This window comes from Janibacter sp. YB324 (assembly GCF_014217915.1).
GTDB lineage: Bacteria > Actinomycetota > Actinomycetes > Actinomycetales > Dermatophilaceae > Janibacter > Janibacter indicus.
Window position 1 is genome coordinate 2,531,775 of record NZ_CP060120.1, and the last position, 23,130, is coordinate 2,554,904.

Sequence of the window (23,130 nt, forward strand, 5' to 3'; positions counted from 1 at the left end):
TCGGTCGGTGGCTCCTGGGTCGCATCTACACCACGGAGCATGACGAATGGGGTGGCGCACCAACCGGTGCGCCACCCCATTCGATCAGGTCGGGACGTCAGTGCGAGTGGCCGTGACCCTCGTCCTCGTCCTCCTTCTTGTCCACGACGAGCGTGTCGGTGGTGAGGACCATCGACGCGATCGAGGCGGCGTTGACGAGCGCGGAGCGGGTGACCTTGACCGGGTCGATGACGCCCTGGCCGATGAGGTCGCCGTACTCGCCGGTCGCGGCGTTGAGGCCCTGACCCGGGGTCAGCTCCTGCACCTTGGCGACGGCGACGTAACCCTCGAGGCCCGCGTTCTCGGCGATCCAGCGCAGCGGCTCGACACCGGCGGTGCGCACGATGTTGGCACCGACCTGCTCGTCACCCTCGAGCTGCACGGAGTCGAGCGCGGCGACCGCGTGCGCCAGGGCGGAGCCACCGCCGGCGACGATGCCCTCCTCGATGGCCGCGCGGGTCGCGGAGATCGCGTCCTCGATGCGGTGCTTCTTCTCCTTGAGCTCGACCTCGGTGTGGGCACCCACCTGGATGACGCACACGCCACCGGCAAGCTTGGCGAGGCGCTCCTGAAGCTTCTCGCGGTCCCAGTCGGAGTCGGTGCGCTCGATCTCGGACTTGATCTGGTTGACCCGACCAGTCACGTCGTCGGCAGCACCCTGGCCGTCGATGATCGTCGTGGTGTCCTTGGTGACGACGATGCGACGGGCCTGCCCAAGGTCCTCGAGGGTGACCTGGTCGAGCTTGAGGCCGACCTCCTCGGCGATGACCTGACCGCCGGTGAGGATCGCCATGTCCTGGAGCATCGCCTTGCGGCGGTCGCCGAAGCCGGGAGCCTTGACGGCCGCGACGTTGAAGACGCCCTTGAGCTTGTTGACGACGAGCGTCGAGAGGGCCTCGCCGTCGATGTCCTCGGCGATGACGAGCAGCGGCTTGCCGGACTGCACGACCTTCTCCAGCACCGGGAGGATCTCCTGGATGTTGGAGATCTTGCCCTGGTTGATCAGGACGTAGGCGTCCTCGAGGACACCCTCCATACGCTCCGGGTCGGTGACGAAGTAGGGGCTGATGTAGCCCTTGTCGAACTGCATGCCCTCGGTGAAGTCGAGCGCGGTCTCGGCGGTCGAGGACTCCTCGACGGTGATGACGCCGTCCTTGCCGACCTTGTCGAAGGCGTCGGCGATGATCCCGCCGATGCCCTGGTCCTGGGCGGACAGCGACGCGACCTGGGCGATCTCGTCCTTGCCCTCGACCTCACGGGCGGTCTCGAGCAGGCGGGCCGAGACGGCCTCGACGGCCTTGTCGATGCCGCGCTTGAGGCCGGACGGGGCGGCTCCCGCGGCGACATTGCGCAGGCCCTCCTTGACCATGGCCTGGGCGAGGACGGTCGCGGTCGTCGTGCCGTCACCGGCGACGTCGTTGGTCTTGGTGGCGACCTCCTTGGCGAGCTGGGCGCCGAGGTTCTCGTAGGGGTCCTCGAGCTCGATCTCGCGGGCGATCGTCACGCCGTCGTTGGTGATCGTGGGGGCGCCCCACTGCTTGTCGATGACGACATTGCGGCCCTTGGGGCCGAGGGTCACCTTGACGGCGTTGGCGAGCTGGTCGACGCCGCGCTGGAGGGCGTCACGGGCGGAGTCGTTGAACTCCAGTTCCTTGGCCATGTCTGTCCTTTGGTTCTAACGAAGGGGGAAGAGGTGACGCCCCGGAGGGCCCGGGAGGGGCCGCACCCGGGGCGTCAGCTCAGTACTGGGAAGGATCGTCAGCCGACGATCGCGAGCACGTCGCGCGCGGAGAGGATGAGGTACTCCTGGCCGCCGTGCTTGACCTCGGTGCCGCCGTACTTGGAGTAGATGACGCGGTCGCCGACGGAGATGTCCATCGGGATGCGCTCGTCACCGTCCTCGTTGAACCGGCCGGGGCCGACGGCGACGACCTCGCCCTCCTGGGGCTTCTCCTTGGCGGTGTCCGGGATGACGAGGCCGGAGGCGGTGGTCTGCTCCGCCTCGATGCCCTGGACGACGATCCGGTCCTCGAGCGGCTTGATGGAAACCGACACGGTGACTCCTTCTGTGGGGACGTGTGTGTGAACGTGGGGCGAAGCCTGGCCGGGCGCCGTCGCGGGGGTCGTCCAACCGTGGCATCTGGCACTCGCCGGAGGTGAGTGCCAAGAGCAAATCTAGGCACCCGATTGGCACTCGGTCAACCCGAGTGCCAATCCCCGTCGCGACCGGGCCGCTGGGCGGCCCGGGATGCGTGACAATGGCGCACGTGGATCCGACGACCGTGCGCTGGCTGGCCTCCCCCGAGGGGCACGAGTCCCTGCACGGCCTGCCCGAGTACCGCGAGGCGGACGCGGTCGGTCTGGCCTCTCGGCTGCGGGCGGGGGGTCACTCCGCCGAGCGCGTCGCCGCCCTCCTGACGCAGAAGCGCCTGCAGGCGCGCGCGCAGGAGAAGTTCGGCGAGTTCGCCGACGGCATGCTCTTCACCCCCGATGGTCTCGAGCAGGCCAGCCGGCTCGAGGTGGCGGCGACGCACGCCGGCCGCTACGCGACGGCCAGCCTGGCGACCGTCCACGACCTCGGCTGCGGCATCGGCTCGGACGCGATGGCGATGAGCGCCCTCGGTGTCACCGTCCACGGCGTCGATGCCGACCCGCTCACGGCGGCCATCGCCGACGTCAACCTGCGGCCGTGGCCCGACAGCCGGGCCCGCACCGGTGTGGCCGAGGACTTCGAGGCACCGCTCGACCCGCTGCACTCGCGCACCGGAGTCTGGCTCGACCCCGCCCGCCGCACCCCCGGAGTCACCGACCGCTCCGGCCGCACCCGGCGCGTCTTCCGGCTCGACGAGATCTCCCCGTCGTGGGACTTCGTGCTCTCCGTCGCCCGTGACGTCCCCGCGACCGGGGCCAAGCTCTCCCCTTCGCTCCCCCACGACATCCCGCCGCTCGGCACCGAGGCCCAGTGGACCTCGTGGCAGGGCACCGTCCTCGAGTGCACGGTCTGGTGGGGCCCGCTCGTCAAGGAGGCCGGCCGCAGCGCCCGGGTCCTGCGCAAGGGCGCGCCGCCGGTCGAGGTCGACCAGCGCAGCTGCGAGGACGACCCGGCCGCCGCCCTCTCGCTCGCCGACACCGGCCGCTGGCTCTACGAGGCCGACCGCGCGGTCACCCGGGCAGGCCTCATCGGCACCGTCACCGGCGCCGTCTCCGGCATGGAGCTCGAGGCCGGGCTCGGCTACGTCACCAGCGACGACGCGGTCGACCTCGGCCACGCCCGACGCTACGAGGTGCTCGAGGCGATGCCCTTCTCCGTCAAGGGTCTGCGCGGGTGGCTCCGCGAGCGCGGGGTCACCGGCCTCACGGTCAAGAAGCGCGGGATCCGGCTCGACGAGGACCAGCTGCGCAAGCAGCTGAAGATCGGCCGCGGGGCCGGCGACGGCGACAGTGCCACCGTCGTGCTCACCCGCGTCGGCGGCGAGCATGCCGTGCTCGTCGTCGAGGCCTCCTGAGCGCGGCATCACCGGCGCGAGCGCCGTCGACGCCCATGCGGCGCAGGTAGCCTGCCCCCCATGCCGACCCGAGCCAGTCACCTGACCCGCGCCGCTGCAGGCCTCGCCGTCCTCGCCCTCGTCGGGTGCGCCTCCGACGACCCGGGAGCGGGCAGCACGAGCTCCTCCTCGACGTCGTCCTCGACTCCGTCCTCGACCTCGGCCGAGGACACGACCTCCGCGACGTCCTCCTCGGCGGCGACGTCCTCCCCTTCGTCCTCGTCGCGGTCCACCACGACGACCGCCTCCGGCCCCGAGGCCAGCGCCTGCGTCGAGCAGGTGCGTGACGCCATGACGCCGACCCAGCAGGCCGGACAGCTGCTCATGGCGGCCATGCAGCCGGGGCCGGCCACCACGCTCGACGGGCCGATCGGGGCGCAGGGCCTGGGCTCGATGCTCTACCTCGGTGGCTGGCAGGAGAGCGCGACCGTCGCGGCCGCCAGCAAGCACCTGCAGGAGGTCTCCCCCACCGTCGACGGGACCAAGGTGGGCATGCTCGTCGCCGCCGACCAGGAGGGCGGCGAGGTCCAGCAGCTCACCGGGTCCGGCTTCACCTCGATGCCCTCCGGCCTCGAGCAGGCGCAGGACCCCGACCTGCGGGCCTCGGCCAAGGGCTGGGGCGCCGAGCTCAAGCAGGCGGGGGTCAACGTCAACCTCGCCCCGACCGCCGACACCGTCCCCAGCGAGATCGGTACGGCCAACGAACCCATCGGCAAATGGGGCCGCCAGTACGGCTCGACCCCGCAGGCCGCGAGCAAGGGCGCGGTCGCCTTCGGTCAGGGCATGCAGGACGCGGGCGTCGAGCCGACGGTCAAGCACTTCCCCGGGCTGGGGCGGATCACCGGCAACACCGACCTGCGTGACACCGGCATCACCGACTCGACGATGACCCGCGACGACGCGCACCTGACCCCCTTCGCCGACAGCATCGAGGCCGGGACCAAGATCGTCATGGTCGGCTCCGCGCACTACTCCAAGATCGACGGCGAGACCCCGGCCCTCTTCTCCCGCAAGATCGTCGACGGCATGCTCCGGGACGACCTGGGCTTCGACGGGGTCGTCATCACGGACGACGTCGGCGCGGCCAAGGCGGTCGCGGCCACGCCGGTCGGCGAGCGCGCGACGCGCTTCATCTCCGCCGGCGGCGACATCGTCCTGACCGCAGAGCCGGCCCAGGTCCCCACGATGGTGTCCGCCATCGAGGCCAAGGCGAAGGGGGATGCCGCCTTCGGCAAGCAGGTGACGGCCTCGGTCACCCGCGTACTCACCCTCAAGGAGGACATGGGTCTGCTGCGCTGCGGCTGAGCCAACCGGCGACCGGCGCGTAGACCTCTGGCTCGGGTGAGGGCAACCCCCGCCGCGACCAAAGGCTGACGGCAGCCGAGACCACGGGCCGATGCCCGCGACGCGGTGCCGGCGCGAGTCTTGCCGCATGAGCACCTCGACGACGGGCCCGCAGACGCCCGAGACCCCCTTCGCCCCCCCGACGACCCTGCTGCCGGCCCCGAGCGAACCGGCGGACCCGCAACCCACCCAGGCGCGCAGCTACGTCCACCAGATGCGCGGGCCCAGCCACCGTTGGTGGCGGCCCCTCCTCGCGCTCCTCGTCGCCTCGATCGCGGCCCTCGTCGGGATGGGCGTGATCACCGGCGTCTTCATCGCCACGGGTCTGGTCGCGAGCGAGGAGCAGATGCTCGATGTGCTCGACCCCGCGGCGTCGCTGCTGGGCAACCTCCTCATCGCCGTGCTCATCCCCGCCACCCTGCTGGGCCTGCGGGTCGGCTTCGGTCCGGGCGCGGGGCGGGTGCTGTCCGTGGCCGGACGCATGCGGTGGGCCTGGCTGGCCCGCTGCGGTGCCGTGCTGGCGCCGATCTGGGCGGCCTACCTCGCCATCGCCTGGCTCGCCGACGGTGCAGAGGTGCTCGGGCGTCCGGAGCACTGGGTCGGACTGCTCGTCGTGTCGCTGCTGACGACGCCGCTGCAGGCCGCCGCCGAGGAGATCTTCATGCGTGGTGGGCTCGTTCAGGGCCTGGGTGCCTGGGTGCGCTCCCCCGTCGTCGCGCTCGGCGTGACGACCCTGCTGTCGGCGGCACTCTTCGCCCTGGCGCACGGATCGCTGGACGTGTGGATCCTCATCGACCTCGGGTGGATGGCCGCGGTCGGGTGCTGGCTCACCTGGCGCACCGGCGGTCTCGAGGCGATCATCGCCCTCCACATGGTCAACAACCTGCTCGTCGTCACCCTGGGCCTGCTGGCCGGCGGCCTCGAGCAGAGCTATGTCGACACCGGCGTGACGAGCACCCCGCTCGCCGCCGGGGCAAGCGTGGCCGCCACGACGCTCGTCGCCGCGGTCCTGCTGCATCTCGCTCGGCGGCACGGCATCGCCCCGCAGGGCTGGCGCGAGCCGGCGCTCGGCTGAGCTCGCGCCCGGCCCGTGGGCCCGGGGGCCGAGGGTCCGGCGGTCCGGGCGGTGCCTACGCCACTGCTGCGTACGACGGGTCACGGCTCCCGATCCAGCACACCCCGGCCGACCGGACCGGACTACGCCGCCCCACTGCCCCGCCCAGCCCCGCCCACAGCACGGAGCAGCGACGACCTCGGCCGGCTCGGCCGAGCCGGCCGCAGCCTCAGTGCGCGTGGTCGTGGTCGACGTGCACGGGCAGGCCGGTGCGCACGTCGGTCACCGGCAGCGAGCTGTCGGCCGGCAGCGACAGGTCGCTGGCCGGCCGGCCCTTGAGCATCATCTGGGCGCCGAGGCTGGCGACCATCGCGCCGTTGTCGGTGCACAGCCCCGGCCGCGGGACGCGCAGCTGGATGCCCGCGTTGTCGCACCGCTGCTGGGCCATCGCCCGCAAGCGCGAGTTGGCGGCCACCCCGCCACCGACCTGGAGCGCAGCGACGTCGTGCTCGGTGCAGGCGAGGACCGCCTTGCGGGTGAGGATGTCGACGACGGCTTCCTGGAAGGACGCAGCGACGTCGGCCACCGGCACGTCGCGCCCGGCGGCCTGCTCGGCCTGGACCCACCGGGTCACCGCCGTCTTGAGGCCGGAGAAGGAGAAGTCGAAGCGGTGACGCTCCATGTCCTTGCGGGTGGAGAGCCCACGCGGGAAGTCGATGGTGATCTGCCCGTCGCTCGCCGCCCGGTCGATGTGCGGCCCCCCGGGGAAGGGCAGGCCGAGCACGCGGGCCACCTTGTCGAAGGCCTCCCCCGCAGCGTCGTCGATCGTCGAGCCGAGACTGCGGATGTCGTGCGTGACGTCGGGGACGAGCAGCAGCGAGGAGTGCCCGCCGCTCACGAGCATCGCCATCGTCGGCTCGGGCAGCGGACCGTGCTCGACGATGTCGACGGCGACGTGGCTCGCCAGGTGGTTGACCCCGTAGATCGGCAGGCCCAGCGCCACCGCCAGCGCCTTGGCCGATGCGACGCCGACCATCAGCGGCCCGGCGAGCCCCGGACCGGAGGTCACGGCGATGCCGTCGAGGTCGGTCAGGGCGACCCCGGCCTCGCGGCAGGCCCGCTCGATCGTCGGGACCATCGCCTCGAGGTGCGCTCGGGAGGCCACCTCGGGCACGACGCCGCCGAAGCGGGCGTGCTCGTCGACGCTCGACGCGATGGCGTCGAAGAGCAGCTCGGTGCCGTGGACGATGCCGACACCGGTCTCGTCGCACGAGGTCTCGATGCCGAGGACCAAGGGTGCGTCCGTCATGCCTGCGCCTCCTGCGTCAGGTCGAGGGCGAGGACGAGCGCGTCGACCCCACCCGGGTAGTAGCCGCGCCGGGTCTGCAGCAGCCGGAAGCCGGCCGAGTCGTAGAGCCCGCGCGCCGCGGTGTTGTCCGCTCGCACCTCGAGCAGCAGTCGCTCGGCGCCCGCGGCCCGCGAGCGCGCCACGAGCTCCTCGAGCAGACGGCGCCCGAGCCCGCGCCCGCGCACCCGCGGCAGGGTCGCGATGGTCATGACGTCGCTCGTGTCGCCCGCGTGGTCCAGCCCGGCGTAGCCGGCGATCCCGTCGCCGTCCTCCGCGACGAGGTACTCGCGCCGCGGCCGACCGGCGAGCTCGCCCCACCACGACGCGAGGCTCCACGCCTCGGTGCCGAAGAGCTCCTGCTCCAGGTCCGCCAGTCGCTCCAGGTCCTGCCAGCGCACCTCCCTCATGACGAAGGGGGGAGCCGTCACCGCGGTCACTGGCTCGCCTCGGCACCGCGGCCGGCCCGCTCGCCCTGCCTCAGGTCGCGCTGCTGCTGACGGGGTGAGGGCTTCAGCGCGGACTTCGGCGCCGTCGACGCGGGCGCGACCGCGTCGGGGCGGCGCAGGTAGAGCGGTTCGACGGGCATCTCCTCGCCCGCGGCGATGCGCCGGGCGGCGAGGGCGGCGAGCACCCCGGCGTCGACGTCGAGCAGGGCGGCGTCGGCCCCCTCACCCGCCAGGTCGAGCGGGTGCGCCAGCAGGTCGGGGTAGAGCAGCGGACCCCGGCCGACCGTGGGCAGCACGCGCACGTCGTCCGGCAGGTCGGCGGGCCGGGTCACGGCAGGCTCGTCGAGCGGCGTGATCCCACCCGCAGCGCAGCGGTAGCGGGCCCAGTAGACCTCCTTGCGCCGGGCGTCGCTCGCCACGAGCAGCTCGCCCTCATGCCCGCCGGCGGCAGCCGCGGCGGCGAGCGCGTCGAGCGAGCACACCCCGTGCACGGTGATGCCCCGCGCGTGGGCGAGGGTCTGCGCGGTGACGAGACCGACCCGCAGCCCGGTGAAGGGCCCGGGGCCCGTCCCGACGGCGACGTGGGTCAGCTCGTCGACGGCGGTCGCTGCCCTCGCGAGCGTCTCGACGACCAGCGGCGCGAGCAGCTCGGTGTGCCGGCGCGCGTCGACGACGGAGCGGCTGGCGAGCACCCGCTCGCCGTCGTGGACGGCGACCGAGATCGCCGAGGTGGCCGTGTCCAGCGCGAGCAGCCTCACGGCACTCCCCCTTCGTCGGCGGACGTGCGGGTCGTCGCGCCCACGGCCTCCTGCAGGTGGGACTCGACGTCGACGCCTGCCCAGCGTGCGCCGACACCGGTGGCGGTGAGCGTCCGTGCCTCGGTCGCCGGGTCGGCGACGAGGGTGATCTCGAGCCGCTCGTCGGCCAGTCCCTCGGCGAGGCCGGCACCCCACTCGACGACGGTCACGGCCTCGTCGAGCTCGGAGTCGAGGTCCAGGTCGTCGAGCTCGGCGGAGCCACCGAGGCGGTAGGCGTCGACGTGGACGAGCTCAGGGCCCCCCCCCACGAGCGAGGGGTGGACGCGCGCGATGACGAAGGTCGGGGAGGTCACCGCGCCCCGCACCCCGAGCCCCTCGCCGAGGCCACGGGTCAGGGTCGTCTTGCCGGCGCCCAGGCCCCCGGTGAGCACGACGAGGTCGCCGGCCCCCAGCAGGTCGGCCAGTCGGCGACCGGCGGCGACGGTCGTGTCCGCGTCGGGCAGCAGCAGACTCATGCGGTGCTCTCCGTCGCGGGTTCCGCGGTCCCTTCGCTGACGGCCGCCTTGGCCCGCTCGGCGTCGCGCTCGGCGTCCTCGCCGCGGCTGCGCTCGAGCAGACCGAGGATGCCGTCGGTGACCGGCCCCGGCCGCTCGAGCTGGAGCAGGTGGCCCACGCCGGGTACGACGACGTGCTCGGCCGCCGGCAGGGCGTCGGCGAGCGCCTGGCTGTGCGCCGGCGGCGTGAGCACGTCCTTGGACCCCGCGACGATGAGCACGGGGGTGTCGACGAGACCGGGCAGGCTGTCGCGCACGTCGAGCTCGTCGAGCTCGGGCAGGAAGGCGCCGATCGCGTCGAGCCGGGTGCCGAAGATCATCGTCGCGAGCTTGCGCAGCATGTCCTTGGGCATCGGGGTGCCGAAGGAGTAGCGCTGGATCGCCCGGTTCTCGACGGCGCGACCGGCGGCGCGCATGCCGCCCCACACGCCGTCGCGACGGCCGAGCCCACCGAGGAACCCCGGACCGAAGCGGGTGATCACGCCGTCGAGCACCTTGCCCAGGCCAACGTGGACGAGGCTGTCGCCGCCGGCGCTCGTCGCGATGAGGGCGACTCCGCGGACCCGGTCGCGGGTGAGCTCGGGATAGCGACCGGCGAAGCTCATGATCGTCATGCCGCCCATCGAGTGGCCGACGAGGACGATCTCGCCGTCGGGGGTCGTCGCGTCGACGACGGCCCGCAGGTCCTGGCCCACCTGGTCGATGGTGCAGCGCTCGAGGTCGCCGGCCTGGGAGGCGCCGTGGTTGCGCTGGTCGTAGCTGACGACGCGGTAGCCGGCGTCGACGAGCGCGCGCCGCTGGAAGACCCACGAGCTGAGGTTGAGCACGAAGCCGTGGACGAGCACGACGGTCGGCCCGGTCTGCGGGGTCCAGCCCTCCGGCTCGTCGACCTCGACGTGCAGCACGACCCCGTCGTTGGCCGGGACGGCCTGCACCTTGTCCGTGACGAAGGGGAAGACGTGCACCTCGTCGTGGTGGGTCACCGCATAGGCGCGGGAGCGCTTGACCGCGGACCGGCCCGCGTAGCCCGCACCGGCGATCGCCACACCGCCGACGGCTGCGGCCGCGAGGCCGATGCCGGTCGCCGCAGCCTTGCCGATGCCGCCGTGCTCGTGCTCGTCCATCACTGGCCTCCGAGGTAGCGGCGCGGGACGCGGGGCCCGAGCCGGGTGACGATCTCGTAGTTGATCGTGTCGATCGCGGCCGCCCAGTCCTGGGCGGTCGGCTCGCCGTCGGCCTCGCGGCCGATGAGGACGACCTCGTCGCCGGCCACGGCGGGGCTGTCGGCGCCCAGGTCGAGCACCATCTGGTCCATGCACACCCGTCCCGCGACGGTGTAGCGGCGGCCGTGGACCTGCATCGGGCCGACAGCCGAGGCGTGCCGGGGGATGCCGTCGGCATAGCCGAGCGGCACGAGGCCGAGGCGGGTGTCCCCCTTCGTCGTGTACTGGTGGCCGTAGGAGACACCCTGGCCGGCCGGGCAGTCCTTGACGTTGATGAGGCGGGCGACGACGCGCATGGCCTCGCGCAGGCCGAAGTGGGGGGGCCCACCGATGTCGGGCACCGGCGACAGCCCGTAGATCGAGACCCCGGGGCGGACCATGTCGAATCGCGCCGAGGGGTTGGTCAGGGTCGCCGCGGAGTTGGCGAGGTGGCGGATGCGCGGGCGCAGACCGGCACGCTCGGCGTCCTCGAGGATCGCGCCGAAGGTCTCCTGCTGGGCGCGCACCGTCGGGTGGTCGGGCGCGTCGGCGTAGGCGAAGTGGCTGAAGATGCCCTCGACGTCGAGCACGCCCTCGGCCTCGAGCCGGGCCGCGTCGACGAGCATGCCGGCGAGGTCGTCGCGCCACGCGCCCCCGCGCCCCAGGCCGGTGTCGACCTTGAGGTGGACGCGGGCGGTCTGCCCGGTGGCCCGGGCCGCCGCGGCGATCTCGGCGAGCGCCCACGGGGCACCGGCCGAGAGGGTGAGGTCGGCGCGCACGGCAGCGGCGAGGTCGGCCCCGGGCGGGAAGAGCCAGGTGAGGATCGGCGCGGTGATGCCAGCGGCACGGGCAGCCAACGCCTCGCCGAGCTGGGCGATGCCCAGATAGGTCGCGCCGCCGGCCAGGGCTGCGCCGGCGACCGGGACGAGGCCGTGGCCGTAGGCATCGCCCTTGATGACCGCCATGACGTCGGCGTCACCGGCGAGCTCGCCGAGGCGGGCGACGTTGCCGCGGATCGCGTCGAGGTCGATGTCCGCCCACGCGGACAGGCCGTCGGTCGGCGCATCGCTCGGCAGGACCGAGGGAGTCGCGACGGACGGCAGGGCGGGGTGCGGGGTCGAGATGTCCATGGGTACCGACCGAGTCTAGATCGGCGAAGGGGGGCAGACTGGCAGGCATGACCTACCGCGCCGACGACTACCAAGCCGACCGCACCCGATACGACGCCACGGACTACCGCCGGTGCGGCCGTTCGGGCCTGCTCCTGCCCCCGATCTCGCTCGGCCTGTGGCACAACTTCGGCGACGCGGAGCCCCTCGAGACGCAGCGGGCGGTGCTGCGGCGCGCCTTCGACCGGGGCGTGACGCACATGGACCTCGCCAACAACTACGGCCCGCCCTACGGCGCCGCAGAGCGCAACTTCGGGACGATCTTCGCCGACGACTTCCGCCCCTACCGCGACGAGCTGATCATCTCGACCAAGGCCGGCTGGGACATGTGGCCCGGCCCCTACGGGCAGGGCGGCGGCTCGCGCAAGTACCTGCTCGCCTCGCTCGACCAGTCGCTCGAGCGGATGGGTCTGGACTACGTCGACATCTTCTACAGCCACCGCTTCGATCCCGACACGCCGCTCGAGGAGACGATGGGCGCGCTCGACGCCGCGGTCCGCGCGGGCAAGGCGCTCTACGTCGGCATCTCCTCCTACGGCCCGGAGCGCACCCGCGAGGCGCACGCGACCCTGCGCGAGATGGGCACTCCCCTGCTCATCCACCAGCCGTCCTACTCGATGATCAACCGCTGGATCGAGGACGAGCTGCTCGACACCGTCGACGAGCTCGGGGTCGGCACGATCGCCTTCACCCCACTCGCCCAGGGGCTGCTCACCAACAAGTACCTCGGCGGCATCCCCGAGGACTCGCGCGCCGCCCGCGAGGGCACCGGCATCGCCGACCAGCTGACCGACGACAACATCGCCCGCATCCGCGCGCTCGGCGCCCTCGCCCAGGAGCGCGGTCAGACCCTCGCGCAGATGGCCCTGGCCTGGGCGCTGCGCGACGAGCGGGTCACCTCGCTGCTCGTCGGCGCACGCACCGTCGAGCAGCTCGACAACAGCCTCGACGCGCTGGGCCACACCGACTTCACCGACGAGGAGCTCACCCGCATCGACGAGCACGCCGTCGACGGCGGGGTCAACTGGTGGGCTGAGTCGGCCCGGGGTTAGGAGCGCAGCAGCGCGGCGACGGTCGGGCCGAGCGCGTGCGCCACGGCGAGTGCCCGCACCGGCCCCCCGGGGTTGGCGTCGTGGGCGGCGCGTCCGTGCACGAGCGCGGCGAGCGAGCCTGCCTCGGCCGGCTCCAGCCCGCCCGCGAGCAGGGCTCCGGCGAGCCCGGCGAGGACATCACCCGACCCTGCGGTCGCCAACCACGCCGGCGCGTCGTCCTGCACGTGCACCGGTCCGTCGACGTCGACGACGAGTGTCGCGCTCCCCTTGAGCAGCACCGTTGCACCGGTGAGCCCGGCGAGCATCCGGGCGTGCTCGAGCGGTGAGCCCTCGACCTCCTCGCGGGTCAGCTCGGTCGAGCGCTCCCGCAGCCGGGAGATCATCCGCGCGCACTCCCCCGCGTGCGGTGTGAGCAGGGTCGGCGCATCGCGTCGGCCGGTGACGAGGTCGAGACCACCGGCGTCGACGAGCACGGGCAGGTCGGAGTCGAGCGCGGCCCGAGCAGCGGCGAGCTGGGCGTCGGCGCCCGGCGCGGTCGAGGTCGTGTCGAGACCGGGCCCGACGACCCAGGCCTGGACCCTCCCTTCGCCGTGGACGGCCTCGGGGACCGCCGCCCGCACGAGCGCGGTCGGCGTCTCGGTGCCGACGTAGCGGACCATGCCCACCCCGGCGGTGACAGCCGCCGTCGTCGTGAGCACCGCTGCGCCCGTGTACTGCTCACCACCGGCGACGACCCCGAGGACCCCGCGCGAGTACTTGTCGTCGTCGGGCCCCGGCACCGGCCACAGAAGCGGCACGTCGTCGGGGGTGATCCGCACGACGGCGGGCGTCGCCTCGGTGAGGTCGAGCCCGATGTCGATGACGGTGAGCACACCGCAGGCGGCCTCGGTCGGGGGCAGCAGGTGCACCGGTTTGGGCGCACCAAAGGTCACGGTCTCGTCGGCGAAGACCGCGTCGGCGAGCGCGTCGCCACCCTCGACCGGCTGCCCGCTCGGGGTGTCGACGGAGATGACCCAGGCCCGGTCACGGATCGCGTCGACCCACGGCCGGGCGAAGGGAGGCAGTCCCGGCCTGCCCCCGATGCCGGTGATGCCGTCGAGGACGACCTCGGCCCGGGAGATCGCGGTGAGCGCCTCGCGGCTGTCGGCGGCGAGAACCGTGGCTCCGCGCTGCCGAGCGAGCTCGGCGGCCTCGGTCTGCACCTGCGAGGCCGTGGTGTCGATGCACACGGCCGAGGCCTCGAAGCCGCGCTTGGCCAGGCGGGCGATGGCGTAGAGCGCGTCGGCGCCGTTGTTGCCCGGGCCGACGAGTGCCGTGACGGTGCGCGCGCCGCGCTCGCGCATCCGCCCGGCCGTCACGCGCGCGATGCCCCGGGCAGCCCGCTGCATCAGCTCACCACTCTCGAGGAGCTCGGGCAGGGACGCCTCGGCGGCGCGGATGGTCGGGGCGGAGTAGCCGGTGATCACGCCGTCGACGCTACCGGCTGCGGGAGGTGACGGTCCGCCCCCTTCGCCCGTGATCGACGAAGGGGGGTCAGGCGGTCTCGGCGACGACGATCGCCGTCGCGATGCCGCCGTCGTGGCTGAGCGAGATGTGCAGCCGGTCGGCGCCCAGGGCCTCGGCGCGCTCGGCGACCTTGCCGCTGATCGCCAGGACCGGCTCCCCGTGGACACCGGAGGTCACCTCGACGCCCTGCCAGGGCAGGTCGCCGGGGGTCATCAGGGCCTTGCCAACGGCTTCCTTGGCGGCGAAGCGAGCGGCGAGCGACCGCAGCGGCAGGTCACGCTCGGCGGCGGTGAAGACGCGGTCGAGCAGCGCGGGCGCGCGCTCGAGCCGCTCGCCGAGGCGGGCGATGTCGACGACGTCGATGCCGACCCCGACGATCACGGGGTCACTCGACCGTGACGGACTTGGCGAGGTTGCGCGGCTGGTCGACGTCGAGTCCCTTGGCGGTCGACAGGTGCAGCGCGAAGACCTGGAGGGGCACGACGGTGAGCAGCGGCTGGAGCAGCGGCGACGTGTGCGGCACCCGGATGACCTCGTCGGCGAAGGGCAGCACCTCGTCGTCACCCTCCTGGGCGATGACGAGCGTGCGAGCACCCCGGGCGCGGATCTCCTGGATGTTGGAGACGACCTTCTTGTGCAGGTCGTTGGGGGTGTCCGGGCCGGGGACGACGATGAAGACCGGCTGGCCAGGCTCGATGAGCGCGATCGGGCCGTGCTTGAGCTCACCGGCGGCGAAGCCCTCGGCGTGGATGTAGGCGAGTTCCTTGAGCTTGAGCGCGCCCTCCATCGCGATGGGGTAGCCGACATTGCGGCCGAGGAAGAGCACCGAGCGGGTGTCGGCCATGAAGCGGGCGATCTCCTCGACCCGGTCCATGGTGCCGAGCAGGGCCTCGATCTTGGCCGGGACCTCGTGCAGCTCGGCCATGACGGCCTTGGCGTCGTCGGCGTAGGTCTGGCCGCGCAGCTGCGCGAGGTAGAGGCCCAGGACGTAACAGGCGGTGATCTGCGCGAGGAAGGCCTTGGTCGAGGCGACCGCGATCTCCGGGCCGGCGTGCGTGTAGAGCACGGCGTCGGACTCGCGCGGGATCGTCGCGCCGTGCGTGTTGCACACCGAGACGGTGAGGGCGCCGAGCGAACGGGCGTGCCGCACGGCCATCGCCGTGTCGGCGGTCTCGCCGGACTGGCTGATCGAGACGACGAGGGTGCGCTCGGAGACGATCGGGTCGCAGTAGCGGAACTCGTGCGCCAGAGAGACCTCGACAGGGATGCGGGTCCAGTGCTCGATGGCGTACTTGGCGACCATGCCGGCGTAGGCGGCGGTGCCGCACGCGACGATGGTGATCCGGTCGACCTGCTTGAGCTTGTCCTCGTCGATGCGCAGCTCGTCGAGGACGAGACGGCCCTCGGCGTCGGTGCGCCCGAGGAGGGTGTCGCCGACCGCGTGCGGCTGGTCGTTGATCTCCTTCTCCATGAAGGTGTCGTAGCCGCCCTTCTCCGCGGCGGCCGCGTCCCAGGTCACCTCGTAGGGCTTGCCCTCGGCGGGGGTGCCGTCGAAGTTCATCACCGTGTGCGAGGACGGGGTGATCGTGACGATCTGGTCCTGGTCGAGCTCGACGGCCTGCTTGGTGTAGCCGATGAAGGCGGCGACGTCGGAGCCGAGGAAGTTCTCCCCTTCGCCCAGCCCCACGACGAGCGGGCTGTTGCGGCGGGCGGCGACGACGGTGTCGGGGGCGTCGGCGTGGACAGCGAGGAGTGTGAAGGCGCCCTCGAGTCGGTTGACCACCGAGCGCATCGCCTCGGTGAGGTCACCCGACTCGGCGAAGGCCGCGGCGAGCAGCTGCGCGGCGACCTCGGTGTCGGTCTCGGAGGTGAACTCCACACCCTGCGCGAGCAGCTCCTGCTTGAGGGCGTGGAAGTTCTCGACGATGCCGTTGTGGACGACGGCGAGCTTGCCGTCGCGGCCACCGCGGTGCGGGTGCGCATTTTCGTCCGTCGGGCCACCGTGGGTGGCCCAGCGGGTGTGCCCGATGGCCGTGGCCGCCGCGGGGACGCTCTCGCCCTCCAGGGCCGAGCGCAGGTTCTCGAGCTTGCCCGCACGCTTCTGCGTGAAGACCTCGTCGCCGGCGACGAGCGCGACGCCGGCGGAGTCGTAGCCGCGGTACTCCAACCGCGCCAGGCCCTCCATGACGACGTCCAGGGGGCGGGCGCCCGTGTCGGGGCCGACGTATCCAACGATTCCGCACATGGCGGACAGGCTAACCGCCCGGTGACCATCTGCTGAAAAGGTGGGACACAATGGGGTACGTGTCCACCGCCGCCACGACGAGCTTGCCCTCCCCCTTCGTCGAGCTCGACCGCCAGGCATGGGCGACCCTGCGCGAAAATCACCCGCTCAACCTCGACGAGGGCGACCTCGCCCGGCTGCGCGGCCTGAGCGACCCGATCGACCTGGAGGAGGTCCAGGAGGTCTACCTCCCGCTCTCGCGCCTGCTGACCTTCTACGTCTCGGCGACGACCCGGCTGCACCGGATCACCTCGACCTTCCTCGGCGAACGCCCGCCCAAGGCCCCCTTCGTCATCGGCGTCGCCGGGTCGGTCGCCGTCGGCAAGTCGACGACGGCGCGCATCCTGCGCGAGCTGATGCAGCGCTGGCCCGACACCCCCAAAGTCGACCTGGTCACCACCGACGGCTTCCTCTTCCCCAATGCCGAGCTCGAGCGTCGTGGCCTGCTGCAGCGCAAGGGCTTCCCTGAGGCCTACGACCGTCGGGCGCTGCTGCGCTTCATCTCGGCGATCAAGGCGGGCCAGCCCGAGGTGACGGCGCCCGTCTACTCGCACCTGACCTACGACATCGTCCCCGACGAGCACATCGTGGTCCGCCAGCCCGACGTGCTCATCGTCGAGGGGCTCAACGTCCTGCAGCCTCCGGGCACCCGCAGCGACGGGCGCACCGGCCTGGCCGTCAGCGACTTCTTCGACTTCTCGGTCTACGTCGACGCCAACATCGCCGACATCCGCCACTGGTACGTCGAGCGCTTCCTGCGCCTGCGCAAGACCGCCTTCGCCGACCCGGCCTCCTACTTCCACCGCTACGCCGAGCTCACCGACGAGCAGGCCCGCGCCCGTGCCCTGCACATCTTCGAGACGATCAACGAGCCCAATCTGCTCGACAACGTCCTGCCGACCCGCGGCCGGGCCACCCTCGTCCTGACGAAGGGGGCGGACCACCAGGTCCGCCGCATCCGGCTGCGCAAGTTGTAGCGCCTCCACGCCTCCGAGCCTCCACGCCTCCGAGCCCGCGTGGTCCAGCCTGCCTGCCCGGTCCGGCGGGGTGATGGTGACGTCGGCGCCCGCCGAAGTCCTTCGTCATCGCCCTGCAGGAGTTGTCGTGCCCGACTTCGGCTTGATGTGCGCCGACATCACCATCGCCCCGCCTTGGTCGGTCCACGACGAAGCCCCCGCGACCTGGTGGTCGCGGGGGCTTCGTGCTGGGTGGCTCAGTACCAGTGCGGGTCGTTGCTGTCCCAGAAGGCCTTGGCGCCGCAGGGGTCGCCGTAGGAGGTCTTGATGTAGTCCATGCCCCACTCCATCTGGGTGATGGGGTTGGTCTTCCAGTCGTCGCCGGCGGTGGCCATCTTGCTGGCCGGGAGCGACTGCGGGATGCCGTAGGCACCGGACGAGGAGTTGGTCGCGCTGTAGTCCCAGTTGCTCTCGCCGATCCACAGGCTGACGAGGCAGGACCACTGGTCGTCGCCCCAGCCGTACTCGGCGGCGAGCTCCTTGCCGTAGGGCGCGGGGTCGGCCTGGATCTGCTTGATCTCCGCGTCGGTGAACTCGCGCTCGCTGACCGGCTTCGCCTTCTCCTGCTTGCGCTTGCGCTCGGCCGCCTCCTTCTTGGCGGCGGCCTTGCGCTTGGCCTCGGCGGCCTTCTTGGCCTCGGCCTTCTTCTTCGCGGCGGCGGTGGCCAGACGGTCCAGCTCACGGGAGGCGCTGCGGGAGACGTTGGTCGCGCGGCGGTCCTCGGCCAGGCGGGTGGTGTCGGCGGCCATGGCGTCGGACACGGCGATGGTCTTCGAGCTCTCGGCGGCCGGGGCAGCGGTCTTCGCGTCGTGCGAGGGGTCGCCGAGGGCGACGGTGGCGCCCACCGAGCCGAGCATCGCCACGGCGATGGCTCCGCCCACGACGGGACGCCGGATCGCGGCGCGCAGCGAGGCGCCCTTGTCGCTACGGGCGCGTGCGGCGCCGTGCCTGGGCGTGTAGTCGCTCGACTTCACGACACCAGCTCCTTCCATGCAACAGCCACTCAACGAGTGAGTGGCTGTGTGTGCCGATGTCGTCAGGGGATCGACCCGGCCGTTACCTTTTTGAGACCTTAGCGGACGTCCGGCCGTCGGCGCAAAAGTGGGGTGTGGACGAAGGCGGTGGCGCTGGGCGACTGATGGCCCATGCGGTGTCACTCGGCAGCGTTGGTGTCACCGGTCGGCGTTGACGCCACCTGGTTGCCCGGAGAAGGGGGACCAGGCGACACCAACGCCGTCAGGCGGCCCGGCCGAGCCGCGAAGGGGAGGTCCGCCGGCTGCACGAGTCGGCGGACCTCCCCTTCGTCGCGGGTCAGACGTCGAGTCCCTCCAGCAGGTCCGTGACCAGGGCCGCGATCGGGCTGCGCTCGCTGCGCGTCAGGGTGACGTGGGCGAAGAGCGGGTGCCCCTTGAGCGTCTCGATGACCGCGGCGACGCCGTCGTGGCGGCCGACACGCAGGTTGTCGCGCTGGGCGACGTCGTGGGTCAGGACGATCTTGGAGTTCTGGCCGATGCGCGACATCACGGTGAGCAGGACGTTGCGCTCGAGGCTCTGGGCCTCGTCGACGATGACGAAGGCGTCGTGGAGGCTGCGACCGCGGATGTGGGTGAGCGGCAGCACCTCGAGCATCTCGCGGTCGATGATCTCGTCGACGACCTCCTTCGACACCAGCGCGCCGAGGGTGTCGTGGACCGCCTGCGCCCACGGACCCATCTTTTCCTGCTCGCTGCCGGGCAGGTAGCCCAGCTCCTGGCCGCCGACCGCGTAGAGGGGGCGGAAGACGACGACCTTGCGGTGCTGGCGGCGCTCCATGACCGCCTCGAGCCCGGCGCACATCGCCAGGGCGCTCTTGCCGGTGCCGGCCCGACCGCCGAGGCTGACGATCCCGACGTCGGGGTCGAGGAGCAGGTCGAGGGCGATGCGCTGCTCCGCCGAGCGGCCGTGCAGGCCGAAGGCGTCGCGGTCGCCGCGCACGAGGCGCACCTGCTTGTCGGCCCCGACCCGGCCCAGGGCGCTCCCCCGCGGCGAGATGATCTTCAGCCCGGTGTGGCACGGCAGCTCGGCGGCCGCCAGGTGCTCGACACGGCCGGTCTCGTAGAGGTGGTCGACCTCCTCGGCCGCCATCTCGAGCTCGGCCATGCCGGTCCAGCCGGAGTCGGAGCGGCTCTGCTCGTGGCGGTACTCCTGGGCGTCGATGCCGACCGCCGAGGCCTTGACCCGCATCGGCAGGTCCTTGGACACGACGGTGACGTCGCAGCCCTCGAGGGAGAGGTTCTTGGCCACGGCGAGGATGCGGGTGTCGTTGTCCCCGAGGCGGAATCCGGAGGGCAGCGACATCGGGTCGGTGTGGTTGAGCTCGACCCGCAGCGTGCCGCCGTCGTCACCGACCGGGACCGGCGCGTCGAGGCGACCGGCGCTGATCCGCAGGTCGTCGAGGTGCCGTAGCGCGGTGCGGGCGAAGTAGCCCAGCTCGGGGTGGTGCCGTTTGCCCTCGAGCTCGCTGACGACGACGACGGGCAGGACGACCTCGTGCTCCTTGAAGCGCAGCATCGCCCGCGGGTCGGAGAGCAGGACGGAGGTGTCGAGCACGTAGGTGCGGCGGCCCTCGTCCTGGGGCGGGAGGTCCACCGGGTCGGGCGCGCCCTCGGGCTGCGCGAGCGAGGGGGTGACGGTCTGGGTCATCAGGTCGTCCACGTCGGTCTCCTCCACGGGCGCCGCGCCGGCAGGCGCGCACGCGCCTACTCTCGGTGCTGGTGCCGGGACCGGGCCGACGGCGAGAGCCGGGGCCGGGTCCGGCCCCTCCTGCTGAGCAGCAGCTCCATACCTGAGGCCTCCCGGACGGCCTGCGGTGTGCAGTCCGTCCCCGTCAACGTACGACCGCGCACCACCGCGGCCGTGCACGTGCCGGGCGTGTCGGAGCCGCCGAACGAGAAGTTCACATCCCCGAAACCCTCGTCCGTCACACCTGCCCCACCGGCCACTCCTCCCCCTTCGCGGGGAGGCACGACCTCACGGACGTGCGAAGGGAGGGTCAGGCGCCGAAGCGGCGGTGCCGGTCGGCGTAGGCGCGCAGCGCCCGCAGGAAGTCGACCCGACGGAACTCGGGCCAGTAGACCTCGCAGAAGTAGTACTCGCTGTGCGCCGACTGCCACAGCAGGAAGCCGGAGAGGCGCTGCTCCCCCGACGTGCGGATGACGAGGTCAGGGTCGGGCTGGCCCTTGGTGTAGAGGTGCGCGCTGATGTCCTCGACGGTCAGCTCGCCGGCGACCTCCTCGAGGGTGGCACCCTCGGCCGCCCGGGCGCGCAGCAGCGAGCGCACGGCGTCGGCGATCTCCTGGCGCCCGCCGTAGCCGACGGCGACGTTGACGATGAGGCCCTCGACCTCGCTCGTCTCCTCCTCGGCGCGACGCAGGGCGGCCGCGGTCTGCACCGGGAGCATGTCGAGAGCGCCCGCCGCGTGCAGCTGCCACCGGCCGGCGGCCGCGAGGTCGGCGACGAGACCCTCGATGATCCGCAGCAGCTTGTCGAGCTCCTGGGGCGGACGAGTGAGGTTGTCGGTCGAGAGCAGCCAGAGCGTGACGACCTCGACGCCGGCCTCCTCGCACCACTCGAGGAAGCTGCCCACGTTGGCCGCGCCGGCGCGGTGGCCGTCGTCGGCGTTGCCCCCACGCGCCTTGGCGAAGCGCCGATTGCCGTCGACGATCATGCCCACGTGACGGGGCACCGAGTCGGCGTCGAGCTGGCCGACGAGTCGGCGCTCGTAGGCGCTGTAGAGCGGGTTGCGCACGCGCGAGTCCCTTCCTGGCGAGGATCGTGCGCCCAACCTACCGCCGGTCCGTGTCACCCCTCCCACGGGCGGCCCGAAGGGCGCTCCGGCATGGTCAACCTACGGCGCCGTAGGTTACCGTCTTCGGTATGGATTCCCCCCGCGCGGAGATCAAGGAGCTCGCCGACGACGTCGGCGAGCACGTCGACGCCTTCGTCGAGGCGGTCAAGCCGCACCTGCGGGGATGGCTCCACCTGGTCACCGCTCCCCTGGCCCTCGTCGGGGGCCTCGTGCTCACCTCGACCGCCCCCACCCAGGGCGGCCGCGTCGCCGCGATGGTCTTCACCATCACCGCCGGTCTGCTCTTCGGTACCTCGGCGGTCTACCACCGGGGCCGCTGGGGCGGACGTCTGGCCGGCGCGCTGCGCCGCTGGGACCACGCCAACATCTTCCTCATCATCGCGGGGAGCTACACCCCCTTCGCGCTGATGCTGCCGCGCACCCAGGCGATCACGCTGCTCGTCATCGTCTGGAGCGGCGCGATCATCGGGGTGCTCTTCCGGGTGCTGTGGGTCGGCGCGCCGCGCTGGCTCTACGTGCCGGTCTACGTCGCCCTCGGCTGGGTCGCCGTCTTCTACATCAAGCCGCTGCTGACCCACGGCGGCTGGACGATCCTCGCCTTCGTCGTCGCGGGCGGCGCGCTCTACACCGCAGGCGCCGTGGTCTACGGGCTCAAGCGGCCCAACCCGTCACCGCGGTGGTTCGGCTTCCACGAGATCTTCCACGCGCTGACGGTGCTGGCCTTCATCTCACACTTCGTCGCCGCGACGCTCGCCCTCTTCGGGCCGATCGCCAACTCCTGACGCGTCCTGCGACGAGGGCTCCTCGCCCTCCCCCGACGCATCGCGCGCCAGCCCGGCTCGCTCGGCGCGCTCGCGCTCGGCCTGCTCCCGGTCACGCTCGGCGAGGTTGATCCGGCGCAGCCGCCCGAACATGCTGCGCATGAGCAGCCACAGGGCCAGGGCCAGGACGAAGAAGGCGACGAAGGCCCACATCCCGGGGCCGACCTCGGTGCTGGGGGTCTTCACTGCCACTCCCTCACGGTCGGTGCGGTCCGGGTGTCGTGGACCGCGGTCAGGTCGGTGCGCGCACCGAGGGCGTCGGCCTCGGCCAGGCTCGCCGGGATCCCGGCGAAGAGGTCGTCCTCGGGCAGCGAGGTCTCGACGAGGCTGATCGCCAGCTCGTACTCCTCGGTCGGCCACAGGTCGGCCTGCACGTCGTTGGGCACGGCGAAGAAGAAGCCATCGGGATCGATCTGCGTCGCGTGCGAGCGCAGCGCCTCGTCACGGGCGTCGAAGAAGGCCGAGCACTCGACCCACGTCGTCAGCGTGCGCTGCGGTCGACCCTCGGCGCGCGTGATCCAGTCGACGAAGGGGGACTCCTTGCCCGCTGCGACGAGCGCCTCGTGGAAGGTGTGGATCCGGTCGAGGCTGAAGCCGCCGATGTAGTAGAGCTTGAGCGGCTGCCAGGGCTCGCCGGCGTGCGGGAAGGCCTCGGGGTCGCCGGCCGCCTCGAAGGCCGCGACGCTCACGCGGTTGGTCATGACGTGGTCGGGGTGCGGGTAGCCCCCGTTTTCGTCGTAGGTCGTCATGACGTGCGGGCGGAAGCGGCGGATCTCGCGCACGAGCGCCTCGGTCGCCACCTCGAGCGGCTCACGGTAGAAGCAGCCGTCGGGCAGCGCGGGCAGCGGGTCGCCCTCGGGCAGGCCGGAGTCGACGAAGCCGAGCCAGGTGTGCTGGACCCCGAGGGCGGCCTGCGCCCGCGCCATCTCCTGACGCCGCACCTCGACGATGTCGCGCTGGATGTGCGGGTCGTCCTTGAGCCTGGGGTTGAGCACGTCGCCGCGCTCACCACCGGTGCACGTCACGACGAGCACCTCGGCGCCGTCGTGGACGTAGCGGGCGGTCGTCGCGGCACCCTTGCTCGACTCGTCGTCGGGGTGTGCGTGCACGGCCATGAGCCTGAGTGCTTCCACTGCTGGGGTCCT

Annotated in this window: 22 protein-coding genes; 6 read left to right on the plus strand and 16 right to left on the minus strand. The window is 72.3% G+C overall.

Features of this window, described 5'->3' with window-relative positions; translation table 11 throughout:
- Positions 1-97: 97 nt before the first annotated feature.
- Both groL and groES read right to left on the minus strand, forming a co-directional pair.
- Positions 98-1,699, minus strand: a complete 1,602-nt coding sequence (groL, locus tag H7A72_RS12350) for a chaperonin GroEL (RefSeq protein WP_185220720.1) — start codon at positions 1,697-1,699, stop codon at positions 98-100.
- A 98-nt stretch (positions 1,700-1,797) separates the two neighbouring features.
- On the minus strand, positions 1,798-2,094 hold the full coding sequence (gene groES, locus H7A72_RS12355) for a co-chaperone GroES (protein ID WP_072625319.1): 297 nt from the start codon (positions 2,092-2,094) through the stop codon (positions 1,798-1,800).
- 203 nt (positions 2,095-2,297) lie between these two features.
- On the opposite strand from groES, the gene H7A72_RS12360 reads away from it, so the two are divergent.
- The 3 genes from H7A72_RS12360 (at position 2,298) to H7A72_RS12370 (ending at position 6,003) form a co-directional block, all read left to right on the plus strand.
- A complete protein-coding gene (locus H7A72_RS12360; protein WP_223277635.1) occupies positions 2,298-3,545 on the plus strand; it encodes a class I SAM-dependent methyltransferase in 1,248 nt (415 codons plus the stop codon).
- Positions 3,546-3,605: 60 nt separating this feature from the next.
- Positions 3,606-4,889 (plus strand): glycoside hydrolase family 3 N-terminal domain-containing protein, encoded by a 1,284-nt coding sequence (locus H7A72_RS12365; RefSeq protein ID WP_223277636.1) that lies wholly within the window; start codon positions 3,606-3,608, stop codon positions 4,887-4,889.
- A gap of 127 nt (positions 4,890-5,016) precedes the next feature.
- Positions 5,017-6,003, plus strand: coding sequence for a CPBP family intramembrane glutamic endopeptidase (locus H7A72_RS12370; RefSeq protein ID WP_185220722.1), 987 nt, complete (start codon positions 5,017-5,019; stop codon positions 6,001-6,003).
- Between the two features lie 208 nt (positions 6,004-6,211).
- Here the strand turns inward: H7A72_RS12370 and tsaD are convergent, their stop codons facing one another.
- The 6 genes from tsaD to alr are packed head-to-tail and all read right to left on the minus strand — an operon-like array spanning position 6,212 to position 11,420.
- Positions 6,212-7,291, minus strand: a complete 1,080-nt coding sequence (tsaD, locus tag H7A72_RS12375; RefSeq protein WP_072625322.1) for a tRNA (adenosine(37)-N6)-threonylcarbamoyltransferase complex transferase subunit TsaD — start codon at positions 7,289-7,291, stop codon at positions 6,212-6,214.
- A complete protein-coding gene (gene rimI, locus H7A72_RS12380) occupies positions 7,288-7,758 on the minus strand; it encodes a ribosomal protein S18-alanine N-acetyltransferase (protein ID WP_223277637.1) in 471 nt (156 codons plus the stop codon). The genes tsaD and rimI overlap by 4 nt, the downstream gene beginning before the upstream one ends.
- Before the next feature lie 5 nt (positions 7,759-7,763).
- A complete protein-coding gene (tsaB, locus tag H7A72_RS12385; protein WP_072625323.1) occupies positions 7,764-8,534 on the minus strand; it encodes a tRNA (adenosine(37)-N6)-threonylcarbamoyltransferase complex dimerization subunit type 1 TsaB in 771 nt (256 codons plus the stop codon).
- The gene (tsaE, locus tag H7A72_RS12390) at positions 8,531-9,049 is read right to left on the minus strand and encodes a tRNA (adenosine(37)-N6)-threonylcarbamoyltransferase complex ATPase subunit type 1 TsaE (protein ID WP_185220723.1); all 519 of its coding nucleotides are present in this window, start codon (positions 9,047-9,049) and stop codon (positions 8,531-8,533) included. Before tsaE ends, tsaB begins: the two co-directional genes overlap by 4 nt.
- Positions 9,046-10,212 (minus strand): alpha/beta fold hydrolase, encoded by a 1,167-nt coding sequence (locus tag H7A72_RS12395; RefSeq protein ID WP_185220724.1) that lies wholly within the window; start codon positions 10,210-10,212, stop codon positions 9,046-9,048. Before H7A72_RS12395 ends, tsaE begins: the two co-directional genes overlap by 4 nt.
- Entirely contained in the window at positions 10,212-11,420 is a 1,209-nt protein-coding gene (gene alr, locus H7A72_RS12400; RefSeq protein ID WP_185220725.1) for an alanine racemase, read from the minus strand. The genes H7A72_RS12395 and alr overlap by 1 nt, the downstream gene beginning before the upstream one ends.
- 47 nt (positions 11,421-11,467) lie before the next feature.
- Here alr and mgrA point away from each other — a divergent pair, with 47 nt between their 5' ends.
- Complete coding sequence (gene mgrA / locus H7A72_RS12405; RefSeq protein ID WP_185220726.1) at positions 11,468-12,511, plus strand: L-glyceraldehyde 3-phosphate reductase; 1,044 nt, start codon at positions 11,468-11,470, stop codon at positions 12,509-12,511.
- Here mgrA and H7A72_RS12410 read toward each other — a convergent pair.
- The 3 genes from H7A72_RS12410 to glmS form a co-directional block, all read right to left on the minus strand.
- A complete protein-coding gene (locus H7A72_RS12410) occupies positions 12,508-13,977 on the minus strand; it encodes a bifunctional ADP-dependent NAD(P)H-hydrate dehydratase/NAD(P)H-hydrate epimerase (RefSeq protein WP_223277638.1) in 1,470 nt (489 codons plus the stop codon). The genes mgrA and H7A72_RS12410 overlap by 4 nt on opposite strands.
- Positions 13,978-14,044: 67 nt before the next feature.
- Entirely contained in the window at positions 14,045-14,398 is a 354-nt protein-coding gene (locus H7A72_RS12415; RefSeq protein WP_185220727.1) for a holo-ACP synthase, read from the minus strand.
- A gap of 4 nt (positions 14,399-14,402) precedes the next feature.
- The gene (glmS, locus tag H7A72_RS12420; protein ID WP_084450198.1) at positions 14,403-16,262 is read right to left on the minus strand and encodes a glutamine--fructose-6-phosphate transaminase (isomerizing); all 1,860 of its coding nucleotides are present in this window, start codon (positions 16,260-16,262) and stop codon (positions 14,403-14,405) included.
- Between the two features lie 50 nt (positions 16,263-16,312).
- Between glmS and coaA the strand changes: the two genes are divergently transcribed.
- Positions 16,313-17,278, plus strand: coding sequence for a type I pantothenate kinase (gene coaA / locus H7A72_RS12425; RefSeq protein ID WP_185220728.1), 966 nt, complete (start codon positions 16,313-16,315; stop codon positions 17,276-17,278).
- A 236-nt stretch (positions 17,279-17,514) separates the two neighbouring features.
- Here the strand turns inward: coaA and H7A72_RS12430 are convergent, their stop codons facing one another.
- The 3 genes from H7A72_RS12430 to H7A72_RS12440 all read right to left on the minus strand — a co-directional run bounded on the left by H7A72_RS12430 (position 17,515) and on the right by H7A72_RS12440 (position 21,104).
- On the minus strand, positions 17,515-18,291 hold the full coding sequence (locus tag H7A72_RS12430; protein WP_185220729.1) for a hypothetical protein: 777 nt from the start codon (positions 18,289-18,291) through the stop codon (positions 17,515-17,517).
- A 337-nt stretch (positions 18,292-18,628) separates the two neighbouring features.
- The gene (locus H7A72_RS12435; RefSeq protein ID WP_370543577.1) at positions 18,629-19,867 is read right to left on the minus strand and encodes a PhoH family protein; all 1,239 of its coding nucleotides are present in this window, start codon (positions 19,865-19,867) and stop codon (positions 18,629-18,631) included.
- Between the two features lie 481 nt (positions 19,868-20,348).
- Positions 20,349-21,104, minus strand: a complete 756-nt coding sequence (locus H7A72_RS12440) for an isoprenyl transferase (protein ID WP_185220731.1) — start codon at positions 21,102-21,104, stop codon at positions 20,349-20,351.
- Between the two features lie 128 nt (positions 21,105-21,232).
- On the opposite strand from H7A72_RS12440, the gene H7A72_RS12445 reads away from it, so the two are divergent.
- Positions 21,233-21,946 carry a hemolysin III family protein gene (locus H7A72_RS12445; protein ID WP_185220732.1) on the plus strand — a complete coding sequence of 238 codons (714 nt, stop codon included), beginning with the start codon at positions 21,233-21,235 and terminating at the stop codon, positions 21,944-21,946.
- Here the strand turns inward: H7A72_RS12445 and H7A72_RS12450 are convergent.
- Positions 21,893-22,171 carry a hypothetical protein gene (locus H7A72_RS12450; protein ID WP_072625334.1) on the minus strand — a complete coding sequence of 93 codons (279 nt, stop codon included), beginning with the start codon at positions 22,169-22,171 and terminating at the stop codon, positions 21,893-21,895. The genes H7A72_RS12445 and H7A72_RS12450 overlap by 54 nt on opposite strands.
- Positions 22,168-23,100 (minus strand): mycothiol conjugate amidase Mca, encoded by a 933-nt coding sequence (mca, locus tag H7A72_RS12455; protein ID WP_185220733.1) that lies wholly within the window; start codon positions 23,098-23,100, stop codon positions 22,168-22,170. The genes H7A72_RS12450 and mca overlap by 4 nt, the downstream gene beginning before the upstream one ends.
- Positions 23,101-23,130 lie beyond the last annotated feature (30 nt).